At 67.2% G+C, this 18751-nt stretch carries 15 protein-coding genes and 1 other RNA gene; 2 read left to right on the top strand and 14 right to left on the bottom strand.

Annotated elements, in window-relative coordinates; translation table 11 throughout:
- Positions 1-11 precede the first annotated feature (11 nt).
- The 11 genes from N825_RS26220 to N825_RS26175 form a co-directional block, all read right to left on the bottom strand.
- On the bottom strand, positions 12-1493 hold the full coding sequence (locus tag N825_RS26220) for a UDP-N-acetylmuramoylalanyl-D-glutamyl-2,6-diaminopimelate--D-alanyl-D-alanine ligase (RefSeq protein WP_037458625.1): 1482 nt from the start codon (positions 1491-1493) through the stop codon (positions 12-14).
- Positions 1493-2950: a UDP-N-acetylmuramoyl-L-alanyl-D-glutamate--2,6-diaminopimelate ligase gene (locus tag N825_RS26215; RefSeq protein WP_037458622.1), complete on the bottom strand. Its 1458-nt coding sequence runs from the start codon at positions 2948-2950 to the stop codon at positions 1493-1495. The genes N825_RS26220 and N825_RS26215 overlap by 1 nt, the downstream gene beginning before the upstream one ends.
- A complete protein-coding gene (locus N825_RS26210; protein WP_245613237.1) occupies positions 2937-4724 on the bottom strand; it encodes a peptidoglycan D,D-transpeptidase FtsI family protein in 1788 nt (595 codons plus the stop codon). Before N825_RS26210 ends, N825_RS26215 begins: the two co-directional genes overlap by 14 nt.
- Positions 4725-4747: 23 nt before the next feature.
- Positions 4748-5173 (bottom strand): cell division protein FtsL, encoded by a 426-nt coding sequence (gene ftsL, locus N825_RS36965; RefSeq protein ID WP_051513158.1) that lies wholly within the window; start codon positions 5171-5173, stop codon positions 4748-4750.
- The gene (gene rsmH, locus N825_RS26200) at positions 5170-6129 is read right to left on the bottom strand and encodes a 16S rRNA (cytosine(1402)-N(4))-methyltransferase RsmH (protein ID WP_037458619.1); all 960 of its coding nucleotides are present in this window, start codon (positions 6127-6129) and stop codon (positions 5170-5172) included. Before rsmH ends, ftsL begins: the two co-directional genes overlap by 4 nt.
- Positions 6130-6138: 9 nt before the next feature.
- Entirely contained in the window at positions 6139-6465 is a 327-nt protein-coding gene (locus N825_RS37565; protein ID WP_198038908.1) for a division/cell wall cluster transcriptional repressor MraZ, read from the bottom strand.
- Between the two features lie 689 nt (positions 6466-7154).
- Positions 7155-7574, bottom strand: an RNA gene (gene rnpB, locus N825_RS36975) — RNase P RNA component class A.
- A gap of 79 nt (positions 7575-7653) precedes the next feature.
- Entirely contained in the window at positions 7654-8379 is a 726-nt protein-coding gene (locus N825_RS26190; protein ID WP_037458613.1) for an N-acetylmuramoyl-L-alanine amidase, read from the bottom strand.
- The gene (locus N825_RS26185; protein ID WP_037458611.1) at positions 8376-9251 is read right to left on the bottom strand and encodes a DMT family transporter; all 876 of its coding nucleotides are present in this window, start codon (positions 9249-9251) and stop codon (positions 8376-8378) included. Before N825_RS26185 ends, N825_RS26190 begins: the two co-directional genes overlap by 4 nt.
- Positions 9248-11080, bottom strand: coding sequence for an ATP-binding cassette domain-containing protein (locus tag N825_RS26180; protein ID WP_037458610.1), 1833 nt, complete (start codon positions 11078-11080; stop codon positions 9248-9250). Before N825_RS26180 ends, N825_RS26185 begins: the two co-directional genes overlap by 4 nt.
- Before the next feature lie 103 nt (positions 11081-11183).
- Positions 11184-11921, bottom strand: a complete 738-nt coding sequence (locus N825_RS26175; RefSeq protein WP_037458607.1) for a TerB family tellurite resistance protein — start codon at positions 11919-11921, stop codon at positions 11184-11186.
- Positions 11922-12199: 278 nt separating this feature from the next.
- Between N825_RS26175 and N825_RS26170 the strand changes: the two genes are divergently transcribed.
- Positions 12200-12769 carry a GNAT family N-acetyltransferase gene (locus N825_RS26170; RefSeq protein ID WP_051513153.1) on the top strand — a complete coding sequence of 190 codons (570 nt, stop codon included), beginning with the start codon at positions 12200-12202 and terminating at the stop codon, positions 12767-12769.
- A 2-nt stretch (positions 12770-12771) separates the two neighbouring features.
- On the opposite strand, the gene N825_RS26165 is transcribed toward N825_RS26170, so the two are convergent.
- From N825_RS26165 to fumC, 3 genes are all read right to left on the bottom strand, one after another.
- Complete coding sequence (locus tag N825_RS26165) at positions 12772-13497, bottom strand: DUF599 domain-containing protein (protein WP_037458755.1); 726 nt, start codon at positions 13495-13497, stop codon at positions 12772-12774.
- Positions 13497-13757, bottom strand: coding sequence for a ribbon-helix-helix domain-containing protein (locus tag N825_RS26160; RefSeq protein ID WP_051513194.1), 261 nt, complete (start codon positions 13755-13757; stop codon positions 13497-13499). Before N825_RS26160 ends, N825_RS26165 begins: the two co-directional genes overlap by 1 nt.
- Before the next feature lie 75 nt (positions 13758-13832).
- Positions 13833-15233, bottom strand: coding sequence for a class II fumarate hydratase (fumC, locus tag N825_RS26155; protein WP_037458601.1), 1401 nt, complete (start codon positions 15231-15233; stop codon positions 13833-13835).
- A 349-nt stretch (positions 15234-15582) separates the two neighbouring features.
- On the opposite strand from fumC, the gene N825_RS36955 reads away from it, so the two are divergent.
- Positions 15583-18751, top strand: a 3169-nt coding sequence (locus N825_RS36955) for a PAS domain S-box protein (protein WP_051513151.1), incomplete at its 3' end; no start/stop codon positions are given.

The following is an 18751-nucleotide window of genomic DNA, read 5'->3' as shown; positions in this document are numbered from 1 at the left end:
GATAGGTCGCCTCAGCCCTGCCGTGCGGCGCGTGCCGCCTCGTCTTTGGGTGTCTCGGTTGAAGGTTTGGTGGAGGTCGAGGAGGTGTCGAGCGCCGCGACGGCCTCGACCAGGAGCGCCATCCTGCTGCCCAGCGACCCTTTGACCATCAGGATGTCGCCGGCCCGCACCGCCGCCGCCAGCCGGGGCGCCAGGGCGGCGCTGGTCTCCTCCCAGGCGCCCCGCGCCGCGGCGGGCAGCTTGTCGAACAGGCGCCTCATGTTGGGGCCGCAGCAAAACACCAGATCGGCGCCGGCCGCCTTGAGCGGCTCGGCCAAGGCGAGGTGAAGCTGCGGGGCGCGCTCGCCAAGCTCCAGCATGTCGCCCAGCACGGCGATGCGGCGGCCGCCGACGCCGGGATCGCTCTTGGCGAGCACCTGGAAGGCGGCCTCCATCGAGACCGGGCTGGCGTTGTAGCTCTCGTCGATCACGGTGGCCGCACCCTGGGCCAACTGGACGCGGCGGCGCACGCCGCGGCCCTTGATCGGCTTCAAGGTCGCCAGCGCCCGGGCCGCCGCCGCGACATCGCCACCCAGCGCGTGGACCGCCAGCAGCACGGCCAAGCTGTTCGTCACGTGATGGCGGCCGGGCAGGCTGAGGCAGTAGCGCAGCGTCTCGCCCAGGATCACCGCCGTGACGGCGCTGCACGTCGCGTGGATCGAGCAGTCGGTCAGCCGGGCCGCCGCGTCGTCCGCCTTGCCGAACCCGAGCACGCGGGACAGGCCGCGGGTCCGGGCGGCGGCGACCAAGCGGGCGTAGTGGGGGTTGTCGCGGTTGAGCACGACCGCGCCGTTGGGCGCCATGCCCTCGAAGATCTCGGCCTTGGCGTCCGCGATGGCCTCGACCGAGGCGAAGTGGGCCAGATGGACCGCCTCGATGTTGGTGATGACCGCCACGTCGGGACGGACCTGCCGGGAAAGCGGCCCGATCTCCCCGGCGTGGTTCATGCCCAGCTCGAACACGGCGTAGGTGCAATCTGGCGGCATCCGCGCGAGGCTGAGCGGCACGCCCCAATGGTTGTTGAGACTGCCGACCGTGGCGAAGGTCGGGGCCAGCGCCGCGAGGCAGGTCCCGAGCGCCTCCTTGGTGCTGGTCTTGCCGACCGAGCCGGTGACGGCGACGATCCGGGCGTTCGACCGCAGCCTCGCCACCGAACCCAAATCCTGGAGGGCGGCGAAGGTGTCCTCGACCAGGACCAGCGGCGCGTCGGCGGCGACGCCATCCGGCCGGCGGGAGACCACGGCGGCGGCGGCACCAGCGGCCAAGGCGCTGGCGACATAGGCGTGGCCGTCGAAATTCGGACCGGACAGCGCGATGAACAAGTCGCCCGGATTGACGGTGCGGCTGTCGATCGACACGCCAGTGGCGTTCCAGTCGGGCCCTTGGGACGTGCCGTTGGTGGCGGCCGCCGTGTCACCGGCGGTCCATAGGACGGGGAGTTCGGTACGCGTCATCAGACCCTCATCTCCCGCAGGGCTTCGCGGGCCTCGTCGGCGTCATCGAAAGGCCGGACCTCGGTGCCGACGATTTGGCCCCGCTCGTGACCCTTGCCGGCGATCACCAGCACGTCGCCCTCGTCCAGCTCGCGGATCGCGGCGCGGATCGCGGCGGCGCGGTCGCCGATCTCCTCGGAGCATGGGCAGCCGGCCATCACCTCGCGGCGGATCTCCGCCGCCACCTCGGTGCGCGGATTGTCGTCGGTGACGATGGCGCGGTCGGCCAGCCGATGGGCCAAACCGCCCATCACCGGGCGCTTGCCGCGGTCGCGGTCTCCGCCGCAGCCGAACACCACCACCAGCCGCTTCCTCGCGTGCGGCCGTAGCGCGGTCAGCACGGTTTCCAGCGCGTCCGGCGTGTGGGCGTAATCGACGTAGATGGGAGCGCCCGAGGGGTGCGTGGCGACCAACTCCAGCCGGCCGCGGACACCGTCCAGCTTCTCCAGGGCGGATGCCGCCTCGTCGGGTTGGGCGCCCGCGCCGATCGCCAAGCCCAGCGCGCACAGCGCGTTCATGCACTGGAAGCGCCCGGCGAGTGGCAGGTGAATGTCGTGGACCCGGCCGAACACGGCCAGCTTCAGGCGCTGTCCATGGGGCAGGGGCGTCAGATCGAGCACGTGAAGTTCCTTCGCCTGGGTGCCGTAGCCGATCAGGCGGTGACCACGCCGGGAAGACAGCTCTGACAGAGGGTTGAACTCGGGCGCGTCCGTGTTCAGCACCGCCGTCCCGCCGGGGAGCAGGACGCGGTCGAACAGCATCGACTTGGCCGCGAGGTAAGCCTCCATACTACCGTGGTAGTCCAGGTGGTCGCGTGACAAATTCGTGAAGCCCGCCGCCTCGATCCTGACGCCGTCCAGGCGGTACTGGTCCAGCCCATGGCTCGACGCCTCCAGGGCGAGGTGATCGACACCGGCGTCCGCCAGTTCGGCCAGGACCTGGTGCAGCGACACCGTGTCGGGCGTGGTCAGCGAACCGTATTTCTCCACTCCCGGCGCCGTGACGCCGAGCGTGCCGAGGCTGGCCGCCTTGTTCCCGAGAAGTGTCCAAAGTTGGCGGGCGAACTGCACGGTCGAGGTCTTGCCGTTGGTGCCGGTCACCGCCGCCACATGGGCCGGCTGACGACCGAAGAAGCGGGCCGCCATCAGGGCCAGCCGTCGGCGCGGGTTCGCGTCCTCGATCACCGGCACGCCGTCCGGCGCCTTCGTGCCGGGCGCTCCCAGGATCGCGACCGCCCCCTTGGCGACGGCCTCGGCCACGAAGGCCGCGCCGTCAACCTTGCCGCCCGCCAGCGCCGCGAAGAGGAAACCCGGCTTGACCGCGCGGGAATCGCTCGTCAGGCCCGCGATCAGGGGATCGCGGGCCTGGGACGGCACGGATGGGGTCGCTTCGGAGGAGACGAGGTCAGTAAGACGCAAGGGTGCTTCCCCTGGGGGCAAGATGGATTTCGGTCGCGTTGCGGATGTCCGGCCGGTTCTCGTCGATCGGGTTGATGCCCAGCAAGGGCCCGACCTGCTTGATCACCCGACCGGCCAGCGGTGCCGCGACCCAGCCGGCGGTGGCGTAGCCGAAGGTGCGCTTGTTGCCCTTCGGCTCGTCGATCATCACCATCACCAGATAACGCGGATCGTTGATCGGGAAGGCGGCGACGAACGACGACAACAGGGCCTTCTTCGCGTAGCCACCACGCCCGCTCACCTTCTCGGCCGTGCCGGTCTTGCCGCCGACCAGATAGCCTGGGGCGGCCGCCGACGAACCCGTGCCTTCGGTCACCACCAGACGCATCAGACGGCGGATTTGGTCCGAGGTTTGTGGCGAAATTACGCGTTGTCCGGGAATTTCGGTGCCGGGTGCGCGCTTCAGCAGAGTGGCGGGGTGCAGCACGCCGCCATTGATCGCGGCCGACACCGCCGACGTCATCTGGACCGGGCTGACCGACAAGCCGTGGCCGAACGCGATGGTCATCGTGCTGACGTCCCGCCAGGGGTGCGGCACCATCGGGGTGCCAACCTCGGGGAGTTCGACCGGCGAGCGCTTCAGCAGGCCGAAACGTTCCATCAGCGCCCGCTGGGCCGGAGTGCCGACCTCCAGCGCCATCCGCACCGAACCGATGTTGGATGAATACTTGAAGATCTCGGGAACGGTCAGCCAGCGGTTCTTGCCGTGGGAATCGCTGATCGAGAAACGTCCGACACGGATCGACTTGGTCGCGTCGAAGCTGTCGCCCATCCGGATCTTGCCGGAGTCCAGCGCCAGGGCCGAATTGAAGATCTTGAACGTCGAGCCCATCTCGTACACGCCGAGCGTGTTGCGGTTGAACCGGGCGTTCTCGTCGTTGGTCGGCGCGTGCGGGTCGAAGTCGGGCAGGGAGACCATCGCAAGGATTTCGCCGGTCTTGACATCCATGATCATGCCGGCGCCGCCCAAGCCCTGGAATTCGTCCACGGAGGCCTGGAGCTCGCGCTTTACCAGATGCTGAAGGCGGACGTCCAGCGACAGCTGCACCGGCTCGCTGGACGAGCGCAGGCGGCTGTCGAACGACTGCTCGATGCCCATCAGGCCGTTGTTGTCGATGCCGGTGAATCCCACGACATGGGCGGTCAGGTTGGCGTTGGGGTAGACCCGGCGTTCCTCGCGCTGGAAGTACAGGCCGGGAATTCCCAGCCGGTTGACCTCGTAGTGCTCGCGCGGCGACAGGTTTCGCCTGAGCCAGACGAATCGCTTGTCGCTCCTCAGCTTCGACAGGGTGTCCTGATAGTCGAGATCGGTCAGGACCGAGACCAGCTTCTGGGTCGCCTCGACCGGGTTGATCACCAGCTTGGGATCGGCGTGCAGCGACGCGGTCGCCAGTGAGCTGGCCAGCAGCACGCCATTGCGGTCGATGATGTCGGCGCGGCTGGCGGGGATGGCGTGGGCCGACGCCGCCTGCGCGAGGCCGGTGTCGCCGCCCTGGCTCATCACCGTGGCGTCGACCAGCTTGACGCCGACGGCGGCGAAGGCGAGCGCGAAGACCGCGACCGTCACCATCAGCCGGCCGCGGGCCTGCTCCAGCGCGTGGGCGGCGCGGCCCTTCGCGCGCGGTTCCGCGAAGCGCGCCTCGGGTGACGGGGCCGCCGGATGGTCGGGGTATGCGTGATCCTGACGGGGCGTCTGTCCCTGGTGGGTCATCCGCTCGTGGGGGGAGGCGCGCATGTCGCTCATTGGGCGGCCCTGGTTCATTGGGCGACCTTGTAGGTGGCGAGAACGACCGACCCGGCGGGCACGCTCGCCGGCGAGACGCCGCCCGGCTTCCGCGCCGGCATCGGGACGGTGGTTCCGGCGACCAGGGCCGGGCCATGCGGCGCGTTGGGGTCGAATGGCGTCAGGCGCTTCGGGATGGCGTCGACCGAGGCCAGCATCTGATCGGCCGTGGTCGGCCCGAGCACCAGATGCCGGCGCGACATCTCCTCGATCCGGGTCGGATCGTTCATGTAGCTCCATTCGGCCTTCAGGATCTGAATGGCCTCCTGCTCGTGGATGATCGCCCGGTTGAGGCCGGATAGATCGTCGCCCAGCGCCTGCACCCTATAGCTGGTGTGGAACAACGCCCCGCTCGCGAGGCCCGCCAGACCGAGCCAGATCACCGTGGACTTGCTGATCATGCTGCCTCCTCGAAGGCCGGTGCCTTCGTGCGTTCGGCCGCGCGCAGCCGTGCTGACCGCGCGCGGGGATTGTTGACGAGTTCCGCGTCGCCCGGTGTCACGGGCTTGCGGGTGAGCAGGCGGAACGAGGGGGCCGGCTCGGCTCCCTGTCCAACCGGTGCGTGACGCGACGGGGCCGGGGCGTTGCCCGACCTTAGCCGCAGGAATTCCTTGACTTGCCTGTCCTCGAGCGAGTGGAACGAGACCACCGCCAAGCGTCCCTCCGGACGCAGCAGCCGTTCCGATGCCGCCAGCCCGCGCTCCAGTTCGCCCATCTCGTCGTTGACGTGAAGGCGGAGCGCCTGGAAGGTCCGGGTCGCCGGATCGATGCCGTCACGGCTTTTCGGGACGACGCGCCGGACGATGTCGGCGAGCTGGCCGGTCCGTTCGATCGCGGTCTCGGTCCGGGCCGCGACGATCGCCCGGGCCACGCGGCGTGAAAGCCGCTCCTCGCCCAGCCGGAAGATCACGTTGGCGAGATCGTCCTCGGCCATGGAATTGACCGCGTCGGCCGCCGTCATCCCATGATTTCCCATGCGCATGTCGAGCGGCCCATCGGAGCGGAACGAGAAACCCCGCGCCGGGTCGTCGATCTGCGGCGACGACACGCCGAGATCCAGGGTGACGCCGTCGACGCCCTCGACGCCGGCGTCGCGCAGCAGGCTGTCCATCTCGCCGAATGGACCCTCGACGACGTTGAGCCGGCTCGGGAACTCGGCCGCCAGGGCGGCGCCGGCCGCGATCGCCGCCGGATCGCGGTCGATGCCCCAGACGACGCAATCGGCGGCGGCCAGGATGGCGCGCGCGTAGCCGCCGCGACCGAAGGTGCCGTCGACGTAGACGCCGCCGTCGCGGGGCGCCAGGGCCGCCACCACCTCGTCGAGAAGGACGGGGATGTGTTCGCGCGTGGATGCCATGCCGTCCTCCTATTCCTTCGCGGGGGCCGCGGCGGGCCTGCGGCCCGACAGGTTGATGGTGCTGAGCGACAGGCCCGCCGACCTGCTGAGCCGGCGCGCCTCTTCCAGGCGGGCGGCGTGGGCGGACGGCTCCCAGATCTGGAACGTCTTGTTGTTCGCGACGAACGACGCCTGCTCGGTGATGCCGGTGAAGTCCATCAGGTCCTGGGGCAGCAGGACGCGGCCCTCGCCGTCGATCTGGAGCTGGACCGAGTCCGCGAAGATGGCGACCTGGTACAGGTCACGCTCCTCGGGCGTGATGTCCATCTGATCGAGAGTTTCAGCCAGCCTGTCCATGTGCTCCGGGCTACACGCTTCGAGTGCAGAAAACTGTAGGGAGCGGAACACGATGACACTGGTCGCAACGCCTTCGGGGGAGTCCTTGGCCAGCACGCCACGAAACGAAGCCGGCACCGACACCCGGCCCTTCTTGTCGACTTTGTTCAAGTATGAGGACAAGAAGATGGCCATTTAACCCTCGAGCCCTGCGGTCCAATCAATCGGAGCCGCACCACCTTCGCTTTGGCTAGGACGCCCCAGGGAGGTACGCCCTATGGGTGCCAAACCAGTAGCTTGGGTGAGTATGGGATACCATGGGTTTTCATGGGCAGTCAATGCCGTTGCCAGTAATTGGCCTTTGGAATCAAGAAATTTCGCTACTGCGTTCGTGTTTATTCAAGGTTGGATTGCGTGGTTCCGAGGGGGTGGGCAAAACCTAAACATCAAGTTAATCTTAAGCCCATTAATTAATTCTGTTCACTATTTGTTCCTATAACAAAGGGGAGGGTGGAGGGGGCGAGTCCTTGAATCAATGTACGACTCGGTTATGCGGATGACCCTTCGGAAAGCTGTCCAAGGAGTCATCAACAGCTTGTCCACAGGGTTATCCCGCTACGTCACACCTTTGTCCCAACCCTGGACCCACGAAATCCCAAAGACGCCTGTGGCGTACATTTGGTTGAATTAGCTTTTTCTTAAATACGTTGGGTGCCAGGCGGCCTGTAAGCCGGGTTCTGTCCCCGCCATGCTATCCGGTCGCCCGGAAAGCCGCGGTGGATGACCATTCATCTGGGACGTCCGTTACCGGACGCCTCACGCGACCAACCCGGGCGACGGCGCGGAAATGCGCTGGATTTTGACACCCTGTCGCCCCTATTCGGTCTTGCTCCCGGTGGGGTTTACCGTGCCGCCCTCGTTGCCGAGCGCGCGGTGCGCTCTTACCGCACCCTTTCACCCTTGCCGACCGACTCCAGGGACAAGCCTTGGAATGGGGCCGGCGGTTTGCTTTCTGTGGCACTTTCCCTGGGGTTGCCCCCGCCGGGCGTTACCCGGCACCGTATTTCCGTGGAGCCCGGACTTTCCTCTCCCCATGGGATCCCATGGGAAGCGGCCATCCAGCCACCTGGCGGCCGGAACTTAGGGACTCGGCGAGTGCGATGCAACAGAATTGCAAGGCCGAGGCGTCCAATTTCGATCAGCCTCACCTCAGCGGCGATCGAGGGCGTCCGTTTGCCGCACCGCCGCCCTTAGCATCCGCATGAAGGCGCCATCCAAACCGAAACCCAGACGATCCGGCAGAAAGCGCCGCTGGAACGCGGTCGCGGCGACCCGTGTGGGAGCGTCCGGAACGCCGGTCGCCGGCACCTCATAGCCGAACCGGGCCAGGAGAGTCTGGGCTTCGGCGAAGGCGTAACCCGGTCCTTCGTCGCGGGCGTCGGGCTCCGGCCAGAACCCGATCCCCCGGGCCGCCAGACCGCGCCAATCGAACAGCTCGCCGGGGTCCTCCTTGCGCGAGGGGGCGATATCGGAGTGGGCGAGCACCCGGTGGGGCGAAATCCCATGCCGATCCAAAATCCCCCGCGCCAGATCGGCGAAGGCGTCCATCTGGGTGGCCGGAAAGGGCCGGTATCCCCATTCGTGACCGGGATTGACCAGTTCCACCCCAACCGACCGGCTGTTGATGTCGCGCTCGCCCCGCCAGAAGCCGACGCCGGCGTGCCACGCGCGCCTGTCCTCCGGGACCAGGGAAAAGACGGTGCCGTCCTCGTCCACCAGGTAATGGGCGCTGACCTGCGCCGCCGGGTCGCACAACCGTTCCAGCGCCAGGGCGCCCGTCGGCATGCCGGTGTAGTGGACCAGCAGGATGTCGACGGGGACGCCGTCCGGACGGGGGCCGTGGTTAGGCGAGCGGGGGGTGGGCGGGAGGGTCATGTCGCCGACTGGTTCTGGTTCTGCTTGGGGACCTTGCGGATCATGATCACCGCGACGCCCATCAGCGTCAGGGTGCCGCCGACCATCATGGCCGGGGTCAGCGGCTCGCCCAGCATCAGGATTCCCGACAGCACGCCGAAGACCGGGACGAGCAGGGTCCACGGCATGGTCTGGTTGACTTGGTAGCGCCGGACCAGGCGATACCAGATGGCGTAGGAGACGATCGTGACCAGGATGGCCATATAGGCGATGCTCGACCAGCCAACCCAGGTGGAGGATCGGATCATCTCGATCTGGCCCGTCTCGGTCAGCAGCGAGACGATCAGCAACTGCGGCGCCGCGAGGGCCGCCATCCAGCCGTTGAGGGCGAAGCCGCTGATCGAGCCGATCCGCCGGATCTGGATATTGACGACCGAGAAGATCAGCGCCGCGATCACCACCAGCCCCAGGTAGAAGCCACCGCCCATGGCGCGGGGCTCGCCCGCGATCACCATGACGCCGGCGAACGAGATCGCCATGCCCAACCCACGCCGCCAGCCCAGCTTGTCCTTGTAGAGCAACGCCGCCAGCAGCGAGGAGAACGGCACCTGGAGCTGGATCGCGATCGAGGCCGCCGCCGCGTCGACCTTGGTCAATCCGGTGAACATCAGGGGAAAGTGCAAACCTCCCAGCAGGACCGATAGGACGAGGATGCCCTTCATCTGGCCCCAGGGGATCCTGACGAAAGGCACCAGCATCACCGCCACCATGGCGAAGCGCAGGCACATCAGGAGCATCGGCGAGAACTCGCGCAGGCCGTACTTGGCCACCGCGAAATTGACGCCCCAGATGACCATCACGAACAAGGTCAGGACGACATCGCGAGGGCTCAAGAGGAAGCTTCCAGTTCTTCCCGCATCGCCTCCAGTTCGAGCCAACGTTCCTCGGCGGCTTCCAATTCAGCCTGGAGCTTGCCCATGCCCTCGCTGGTCTTCTGGAACCCGGTGGGATCGCGGCTGAAGAAATCGGCGTCGGCCATCTTGGTCTCGGCCGCTTTGATTTTCTTGTTCAGCCCGTCCATCAGCTCCGGCAAACCATCCAGCTCGCGCTGGAGCTTGTAGCTCAGCTTGCGCCGCTGCTTGGCCTCGCCCGGCGGCGGGGCGGTTTCCTTCCGCCGCGCCTTGGCGGTGTCGGCCTCGGCGCCGGCCTTCTGGCGGCGCAGGGTGGCGTAGTCGGAATAGCCGCCGACATATTCCTGGACCTCTCCGACACCCTCCACCGCGATCACCGAGGTCACCAGACGGTCGAGGAAGTCGCGGTCGTGGCTGACCAGCAGCAGCGTGCCGTCGTAGTCGCTCAGGACCTCTTCCAGCAGGTCGAGCGTGTCGATGTCGAGGTCGTTGGTCGGCTCGTCGAGGATCATCAGGTTCGACGGTCGGGCGAACAGGGTCGCCAGCAGCAGCCGATTCCGCTCACCGCCCGACAGCGCCCGGGTCGGTGTGTCCTTCAGGCGCGGGTCGAACAGGAAGTCCCTCATGTAGGAGGCGACATGGCGCGACGTGCCGCCAACATTGACGCTGTCGCCACCGAACGGGCAGAGCGTCTGGTGGATCGTGGCGTCGGGGTCGAGCGCCGCGCGCCGCTGGTCGAAATAGACCGGCTGCAGGTTGACACCCAGCCGCACCGTTCCGGCGTCCGGCGGCATCTGGCCGGTCAGGATCTTGAGCAGCGTGGTCTTGCCGGCGCCATTGGGGCCGATCAGGCCGACCCGGTCGCCGCGCAGGATGCGGGTCGAGAAGTCCTTGGCGACCTCACGCCGGCCCTCGGGCCCGTCGAAGCCCTTGACGATGTGTTCGGCCTCGATCACCAGACGTCCGCTCGACTCGCCCTCGGCGACCCCCAGCTTGACCTGCTGGCCACCGCGCACCCGCTCGGCGCGGTCGGTGCGGAGCTGGGTCAAGGCGCGGACGCGGCCCATGTTGCGGGTCCGCCGGGCACTGATGCCTTCCCGCATCCATTGCGTCTCGGCGGCGATCTTGCGGTCGAGCTTGTGGGCGGCGATCTCCTCCGACGCGAAGACCTCCTGCTGCCAGACCTCGAACTCGGCGAAGCCGCGTTCGGTCTCGCGGATGCCGCCGCGGTCCAGCCATAGCGTCCGGCGCGACAGCTTGGACAGGAAGGCGCGGTCGTGGCTGATCAGCAGCAAACCGCCGCGATAGGCCTGCAACTCGCCCTCCAGCCACTCGATCGTCGGCAGGTCGAGGTGGTTGGTCGGCTCGTCCAGCAGCAGGACATCGGGGTTGGAGACCAGCGCGCGCCCGAGCGCCGCCCGGCGCGCCTCGCCGCCCGACAGGTTGGCGGGGGAGCGGTCGCCGACCAGTTGCAGCCGATCCAGCACGGCGTCGACCCGGTGCAGCGCGTCCTGATCGTCAGGGGGCAGTCCCTCCGCGACGAAGTCGTGAACGTTCGCGTAGCCGGCGAAGGACGGATCCTGCGCCAGATAGGCCACGCGCGTGCCGGGTTGGAGGAAGCGCTCGCCGTCGTCCTGTCGGATCAGGCCGGCGAGAAGCTTCATGAGGGTGGATTTGCCGCTGCCGTTGCGACCGACCAGGCACACCTTCTCGCCGCGCGCGATGCCGAGATCGATCTTCTCGAACACCGGCAGACCGCCGAAAGTGACCGTGGCGCCCATCAGCGCGACCAGGGGAGGATTAGGAGCCATGACCGGAAGCTATAAAGGTGATACCCCCCCTTTCGGCAAGCGCTAAGTCAGCAAGGCAGGGGCTAGGAAACAGGGAAGGGGGACTTGACGGCGTGGCCGCGCGTCACGCGGTTTCCATCACCACGCCGCGCTCCTTGCGAATGCGGTCATGCGCGGCGTTGATCGCCGCCAGCTTGTCGGTGGCGATATCGACGAAGTCCTGCGGCAGCCCCTGCGCGATCAGCCGGTCGGGGTGGTGATCGCGGACCAGTTGGCGGTGCGCCGCCTTGACCTCGTCGTCGGTCGCCGCGGGCGTCAGCCCGAGTACGGCATAGGCGTCGTCTTGGGGAGCGCAGCCGTTGCAGGCCCGGATGCGCAGGAAATCGGTGTCGGAGAAGCCGAACACCTTGGAAATTCCCTGGAGGTAGCCGATCTCCGCCTCGCGCAGGTCGCCATCGGCGCGGGCGATGTGGAACAGGCCGTCCAGCAGGTCCTCCAGCACGGCGGGCCGGTCGGCCAGCAGCTTGGCGATCTGCCGCGCGTAGGGCTCCCATCCCTGACTGTCGCGCCGCGCCATGTCGAAGATGCGGCCGACATTCCTCATCTCGTCGGGAGGAATGCTGAAGACTTGCTTGAAGGCGTTGACCTCGTGCCGGGTCACCATGCCATCGACCTTCGCCATCTTGGCGCTGAGCACGATGACGCCGATGGTGAAGGCGATCTGCTGGGTGGCGTCGGTTTCGGTCTCCTCCTCGCGGTAGAGATCGACCGCGTGACCCGCGACGGCGCCGAGCAGGCCACCGATCGGTCCGCCGACGGCGAAGCCGGCGGCTCCACCCAGGATTTTCCCCCAAATGCTCATGACGATGATCGACGATCCGGCGGCTGGCGATATGACCGAGCATAACCATCGATCCGCCCGACGCCAACTGTGACATCGTCGCCACCGGATGCCCTTTTTTCGCCGCGGTGCAACACATGAGATTTGAAAGCGTTTGCTGCAGTGCAATATAGTGGCGGTGATCACACCAATGGCTATGCTGGAGACGCCTCCGCGCGAGTGGCGGGCGTCCCGCGACGGGGAAGGGAAGGCTCGGGGATCAAGGCGTTCATCGCGTCGACTCCACGAAAGAAACGTCCATGACGGTCTATCGCAAGCTGCTTCCCACCGACCTCCGCGCCTATCGCGACCATCTTCTTAGGCTGTCGTCCAACGACCGCTATTCGCGGTTCTGCGGCTTCAAGACCGACGAGTCGATCGCCGTCCATTGCCAGGGCATCGACTGGCGCTTCACGATCATGGTGGGCTGCTTCGTGCGGGGCGAACTGAGGGCGGTCGCGGAACTGCGCACCGAACCGAAGGTCTGGCCGGGCGAGGGCGAACTGGCGGTCAGCGTCGAGCGGGATTTCCAGAACCAGGGGCTGGGATCGGGGGTGGTCCGCCGCATCCTGACCGTCGCCCGCAACCGCGCGATCCGCCGCCTCGTCCTGATCTGCCTGATCGGCAACCGCCGCATGCAGGCCGTCGTCCGCAAGTTCCTGGGTAAACTGGATTCGGAGCATGGCGAGGTCACCGGCCGGATCGAGCTGCCATGGCCCAGTCAGATGAGCCTGCTCCAGGAGGCGCTCGACAGCGGCTCGGCCGTGGTCGATGGCGTGCTCGACCAGTGGCGGGCCGGGCCCTCCGACCCGGTATCCGCCGTCGCGTAGGATCACCGCCCGCCCCGATCCTCCAGCTTCTCGGCGTGGCGGCGCATCGCGTGGTAGGTGCGGGAGACGAACTGGCGGCGAAGCAGGACCAGGATCACCCACAAGGTCGCGAACATGAACGGGTACGGCCCAACGAACCAGGTCAGGGCCGCCAGCGCGAAATAGTAGGCGCGCAAGCCGCCGTTGAAGCTGGCTCCGGCCAGGGTCAGCACGTGTCCGATCTCCTTGGCGTAGGCGTCGAGATCGTCCGGGGCCAGCGGCGCTATCGGGGCGCTGCCCATCATGGCGCAGCAATAGTTGTACTGCCGGATCGCCCAGGTGAACTTGAGGAAGCCGAAGATGAAGATCCCGAACAGCAGCAGGATCTTCAACTCGAAGAACTCGCGCGTCACCGGGCTGGCGAAGCTGAACTGGCTGAGCATGCCATGCGCCGCCTCGACCGAGCCCAGCAAGCCCACCAGACCGGCCAGGATCAGCATCGAGGTCGACGCGAAGAAGGTCACGGAGTGGATCGTGTGGCCGACCAGGGCGGTGTCCATGATCCTGTTCTCGCGTTCCAGCATCCGCCTCATCCACTCGCCGCGCAGCAGCTTGAGATGGTGGTTGACCCCTCCGAAGCGATCGGAAAGCCGGCTGGCGAGATGGTCCATGATCAAGGTGTAGCCGCACCACGCGACCAGGAAGAGGCACAGCGCCGTCAGATCGGGGATCGAGATGTCGACTGGCATCATTCCCCCTTGGGAAGTCCGGTGGAGGGGGAGGCCGCGCCGGGCCCGGCGGTCTTGATCACTTCGGCGAGGATGAAGACGCGGATGGCGCTGGACAGGTTGCCGCCGCGTCCCTCGTCGATCGCCTCGATCAGCGCGTTGATCGACACGCCGCGCGCCGCCGCGATATCCTTGAGCGCGTCCCAAAAGGCCGCCTCCAGCGAGACGCTGGTGGGATGGCCGGCGATGGTGACCGAGCGTTTCCTGATCGCGCTGTCCATCATCGCTCCCGGCCGCCCGATGGCGGATGCAAGAAAGCGCCGCCCGCCCCGTTTCGGATGGGCGGCGCGTTGGTGTCAGCGCGGGCCGATCATGTCCAGCGGGCGGACCCACTGGTCGAACTGCTCCGGCGTCAGAAGGCCGAGCGCCACGCCGGCCTCGACCAGGGTGGTGCCCTCCTTGTGCGCCTTCTTCGCGATCTTGGCCGCGTTGTCGTAGCCGATATGCGGGTTGAGCGCCGTCACCAGCATCAGCGACTCGTTCATCAGCTTGGTGACGCGGTCGGTGTTGACCTCGATTCCGACCACGCAGTTGTCGGTGAAGCTGCGCGCCGCGTCGGCCAGCAGCCGGACCGATTGCAGGAAGTTGTAGATGATGACCGGCTTGAAGACGTTCAGTTCGAAATGGCCATTGGCGCCGGCGAAGGTGATCGCGGTGTGATTGCCCATGACATGGGCGCAGACCATGGTCATCGCCTCCGACTGGGTCGGGTTGACCTTGCCCGGCATGATCGACGAGCCGGGCTCGTTCTCGGGCAGGCTCAACTCGCCGATGCCGCAACGCGGGCCGGAGCCCAGCAGGCGGATGTCGTTGGCGATCTTGAACAGCGACACCGCCACCGTGTTGAGCGCGCCGGATCCCTCGACCAGGGCGTCGTGGGCGGCCAGCGCCTCGAACTTGTTGGGCGCCGTGACGAAGGGCAGGCCGGTGATCCGCTCGACGTTGGCGGCGAACTCCTCCGCGAAGCCCTTCTTGGCGTTCAGGCCGGTGCCGACCGCCGTGCCGCCCTGGGCCAGTTGCAGCAGGCGCGGCAGGATGCCCTTGACCCGCTCGATGCCGTAGGCGACCTGGGTCACGTAGCCCGAGAACTCCTGGCCGAGCGTCAGCGGCGTCGCGTCCTGGAGGTGGGTGCGGCCGATCTTGACGATCTCGGCGAATTCCTTGGCCTTGCCGTCGAGCGCCGAATGCAGGTGCTCGAGCGAGGGGATCAGCTCATGGTGGACCTGCTCGACCGCGGCGATGTGCATGGCGGTCGGGAAGCTGTCGTTGGACGACTGGCCCATGTTGACGTGGTCGTTCGGGTGGACCGGCTTCTTGGACCCCATCTCGCCGCCCAGGATCTCGATCGCGCGGTTGGAGATGACCTCGTTGGCGTTCATGTTGGTCTGGGTGCCGGAACCGGTCTGCCAGACCACCAGCGGGAAATGGTCGATCAGCGTGCCCTCGATCACCTCCTCCGCCGCGTCCAGCATGGCTTGACCGATCTTGTCGTCCAGCACGCCCAGCGACATGTTGGCCATGGCGGCGGCCTTCTTCTGGATGCCCAGCGCCCGCACCATGGGAGGAGGCATCCGCTCGCCGCCGATCTTGAAGTTGTGCAGCGATCGCTGGGTCTGCGCGCCCCAATAGCGGTCGGCGGGGACTTCGATGGGACCGAAACTGTCGGATTCGGTGCGAAACGCTGGCTTGTCGGCCATGGACTGGTTCCCCCGGGAGGCGTGGTTTCATCGATTGACCGGGGTTTTACCACAGCCTCGCCCTGGAACAAGCGGTCTGGGATTGGCGGATATCAGTCATCAGCTTATGCCGCACCACCATTTCGGGGTCCCGATCGATTTGGATGTTGACACGATGACACTAGATCTATCCCGGCCCTAGCCTTTTGAGGTAGCATCCCGCGCGTGGTGGTGGAGAGCCCAAGATATCGAGGCCGCCGTTCACGAAGCATCAGGGCGTTCCATTGGGAAAATGCATCAAGTGAAGCCGAGCGATCCTTTGGAAGGCGTTCCCTCGGAACCCCCGGATCAGGCACTCCTGATACGGGGAATGCTCGATGGCGCCTTCATCGGGCTGATGTCCTTCCGCGCGGTGCGGGGCGCCGATGGCGGGATCGTGGATTTCGAATGGCTGCTCGCCAACGCGGTGGGGGCCGAGATCGTCGGGCGCCCCGCCGGGGAGTTGATCGGACGCCGTCTCCTGGAGGTGGTGCCCGGCAACAGGGCCGACGGGCTGTTCGACGCCTATGTCGGCGTCGTCGAGACCGGCGAGACCTGGGAAAGCGAGCGCTGGTACGATCACGACGGGATCCAGCTCTGGTTCCGGATCAGGGCCGTCCGGGTGGGGGACGGCTTCTGCGTCGGCTTCGCCGACGTCTCCAAGTCGAAGACGGTCGAGCGCGAGTTGCTGGACAACCGCGAACTGCTGACGCTGGCGCTTCGGGCCGGCCGAGACGGTATCTGGGACTGGGACCTGCGGACTGGTAGGATCTGGTTCTCCTCCCAGTGGAAGGCGCAGCTGGGTTACGAGGATCATGAGATCCCCAACACGCTGGAGGCCTGGGGCGGCCTGATCCTGCCCGAGGACAGGGATGCCGCGCTGCGGATGGTCGAGGACTACAACGCCGGCCGCCGCGAGGATTTCGCCGCGGTGCAGCGGTTCCGGCATAAGCAAGGCCATCTCGTCTACATCTACAGCCGCGCGATCCACGTTCTCGATGCCGAGGGCAGGAGCGTGCGGATGGTCGGCGCCCATACCGACATCACCCGGCAGAAACTGTCGGAGGAAGCGGCCCGCAAAGCGGAACACCGGCTGCGCGAGGCGATCGAGGCGATCCCGGACGGTTTCGTCCTGTTCGACGCCGATGACAGGCTGGTGATCTGCAACGAACGCTACCGCCGCATCTACGACCTGGAGCCCGCCGCCGTGGCGCCGGGCCGAACCTTCGCCGAGATCCTGAGGGCCTACGCCGAGGCGCGCTACCCGACCGAGATCCGCCAGCACCCCGGCGGCATCGATGGCTGGGTCGCCGACCGCCTGGCGATCCACGAACATCCGGGAGAGCGGATCGAGCGGCGGATGGATGATGGCCGCTGGCTGCGCATCGAGGAGCGCAGGACGCGCGACGGCGGCGTCGTCGGAACGCGGAGCGACATCACCTGGATGAAGGACCAGGAGCGCAGGCTGCGCGAGCAGGCGCAACTGACCGAGGCGATCCTCGACGCCATCCCGGTGAACGTCTTCGTCAAGGACGAGGACAGGCGCCTGATCCTGTTCAACCGGCATTTCGCGGATTCCGTCAACCGTGGCAAAGCCGACCTGATCGGTCTCACGGCTCAGGATCTGCTGCCGGAACCGATCGCCGACCGTCTGGATGCCGAGGACTTGCGGCTGCTGGAAGGGGCCCCGCCGCTGAACACGGTCGTGGACATGGACATGGGCGGCCAGACGCGGACGCTGCTGACCCACAAGCATGTCGAGAAACTGGGTGACCGGAAGCTGCTGATCGGCTCGACGGTCGACATCACCGAGTGGCGGGAGGCGGAAAGGGCGCAGGCCGCCAGCGAGGCGCGGTTTCGCGACCTGATCGAAGGTTCGATCCAGGGCATCGTGATCCATCGCGATTTCCGCCCGCTCTTCGTCAACGGCGCCTTCGCGCGTATCCATGGCTATGGAACGGCGGACGAGGTGATGGCCCTATCCTCCCTGTTGCCGCTGCTGGCCGAGGATCGGCGCGCCGGAGCCGTCGCCGGGCTGCCCGCGCTGATGGATGGATCGGATCGGGACGGTCTGGTCGCCCGCGAGCCGCATTTGCGGAAGGACGGCGCCGTCATCTGGGTCGATGTCCAAGGGAGGGTGGTGGACTGGATGGGCCAGCCGGCGCTGCAGGTCACCGCCATCGACGTGACCGACCGCAAGCGCTTCGAGGACGAACTCGAGCGCGCCCGCCGCGATGCCGACGAGCAGCGCTTGCGGGCCGAGGCGGCCAACAACGCCAAGTCCCAGTTCCTGGCGATGATGAGCCACGAACTCCGCACGCCGATGACCGGCGTGCTCGGCATGATCGACCTGCTGCTGGGCGGCCCCCTTCCCGACGAGCAGCGCGGCTTCGCCGAGGTGCTCCGGACATCGGCCGGCACCCTGATGAACATCCTGAACGACATCCTGGACTTCTCGAAGATCGAGGCCGGGCAGCTCAGGCTGGAGACGATCGAGTACCGGCCGCGCGAGGTGATCGACGAGGTCGCCCGGCTGTTCGCCGCGCGGGCGTCGGAAAAGGGCGTGGCGCTGAACGTGACGGTGGACAGCAGGGTGCCGACGGAGGTCAGGGGCGATCCTACCCGGCTTCGGCAGGTGCTGTTCAACCTGGTCGGCAACGCGATCAAGTTCACCGAGCGCGGGCAGATCACGGTGCGCGCAGGACGCGAGTCCCTCACGCCCGCCGGGGGCGGCCTGTCATTGGCCTTCGAGGTCGCCGACAGCGGCCTCGGCATGAGCGAGGATGAGCAAGGCAGGTTGTTCGAGGCTTTCGTGCAAGCCGACAACTCGACCACCCGCCGGTTCGGCGGTACGGGCCTGGGCTTGGCGATCTGCCGGCGGCTGGTGACGGCGATGGGTGGAACGATCGGCGTCAGGAGCGCCCCCGGGGCGGGTTCGACCTTCCGTTTCACCATCCGGGCGGAGGAGTCCGTCGCCGCCCCGACGGCCTCGGCTCCGCAGCGCCGGGCGGTTCCGATGGCGGCGCGGAAATGCCGGGTGCTGCTGGCCGAGGATAGCGACATCAACCGGATGATGATCGCGACCGGACTTCAGCGGATGGGCCATTCGGTCGAGGCGGTGGCGAATGGACAGCGCGCGCTGGAAGCGGCGTCGGCCGAGCGGTTCGACATCGTGCTGATGGACATGCAGATGCCGGTGATGGACGGGCCGACCGCCTCCCGCGCCATCCGCGAACTGGAGGAGCCCTTCCGGTCGGTGCCGATCGTGGCCCTGACCGCCGATGTCCTACCCGAGAATCGTGACGCCTACGCCAGCGCCGGTCTCGACGGGTTCCTGACCAAGCCGATCGAGTGGGCCAAGCTCTCCGCCGTGATCATCGATCTGGTCGACCGGAGCGAGGGGGCGGCGCGGCGGACGCTTGGCGGCGTTCCCGTCGGGCCGACGGCTTGCATGGCCGCCAAGCTGGCCGATCTCGCCAGGGCGGTGGGAGCGGACAACC

Origin of the sequence: Skermanella stibiiresistens SB22 (genome assembly GCF_000576635.1) — a bacterium.
Taxonomy (GTDB): domain Bacteria; phylum Pseudomonadota; class Alphaproteobacteria; order Azospirillales; family Azospirillaceae; genus Skermanella; species Skermanella stibiiresistens.
This window is presented reverse-complemented; position numbering and strand designations above follow the sequence as displayed.

Coding starts and splice junctions, on each gene's coding strand:
- N825_RS26180 (WP_037458610.1), bottom strand. CDS start 11,080: ATGGCTCCTAATCCTCCCCTGGTCGCGCTGATGGGCGCCACGGTCACT.
- ftsL (WP_051513158.1), bottom strand. CDS start 5,173: ATGATCAGCAAGTCCACGGTGATCTGGCTCGGTCTGGCGGGCCTCGCG.
- N825_RS26210 (WP_245613237.1), bottom strand. CDS start 4,724: ATGCGCGCCTCCCCCCACGAGCGGATGACCCACCAGGGACAGACGCCC.
- N825_RS26160 (WP_051513194.1), bottom strand. CDS start 13,757: ATGGACAGCGCGATCAGGAAACGCTCGGTCACCATCGCCGGCCATCCC.
- N825_RS26165 (WP_037458755.1), bottom strand. CDS start 13,497: ATGCCAGTCGACATCTCGATCCCCGATCTGACGGCGCTGTGCCTCTTC.
- N825_RS26190 (WP_037458613.1), bottom strand. CDS start 8,379: ATGACCCTCCCGCCCACCCCCCGCTCGCCTAACCACGGCCCCCGTCCG.
- N825_RS26175 (WP_037458607.1), bottom strand. CDS start 11,921: ATGAGCATTTGGGGGAAAATCCTGGGTGGAGCCGCCGGCTTCGCCGTC.
- N825_RS26170 (WP_051513153.1), top strand. CDS start 12,200: ATGACGGTCTATCGCAAGCTGCTTCCCACCGACCTCCGCGCCTATCGC.
- N825_RS37565 (WP_198038908.1), bottom strand. CDS start 6,465: ATGGACAGGCTGGCTGAAACTCTCGATCAGATGGACATCACGCCCGAG.
- fumC (WP_037458601.1), bottom strand. CDS start 15,233: ATGGCCGACAAGCCAGCGTTTCGCACCGAATCCGACAGTTTCGGTCCC.
- rsmH (WP_037458619.1), bottom strand. CDS start 6,129: ATGGCATCCACGCGCGAACACATCCCCGTCCTTCTCGACGAGGTGGTG.
- N825_RS26220 (WP_037458625.1), bottom strand. CDS start 1,493: ATGACGCGTACCGAACTCCCCGTCCTATGGACCGCCGGTGACACGGCG.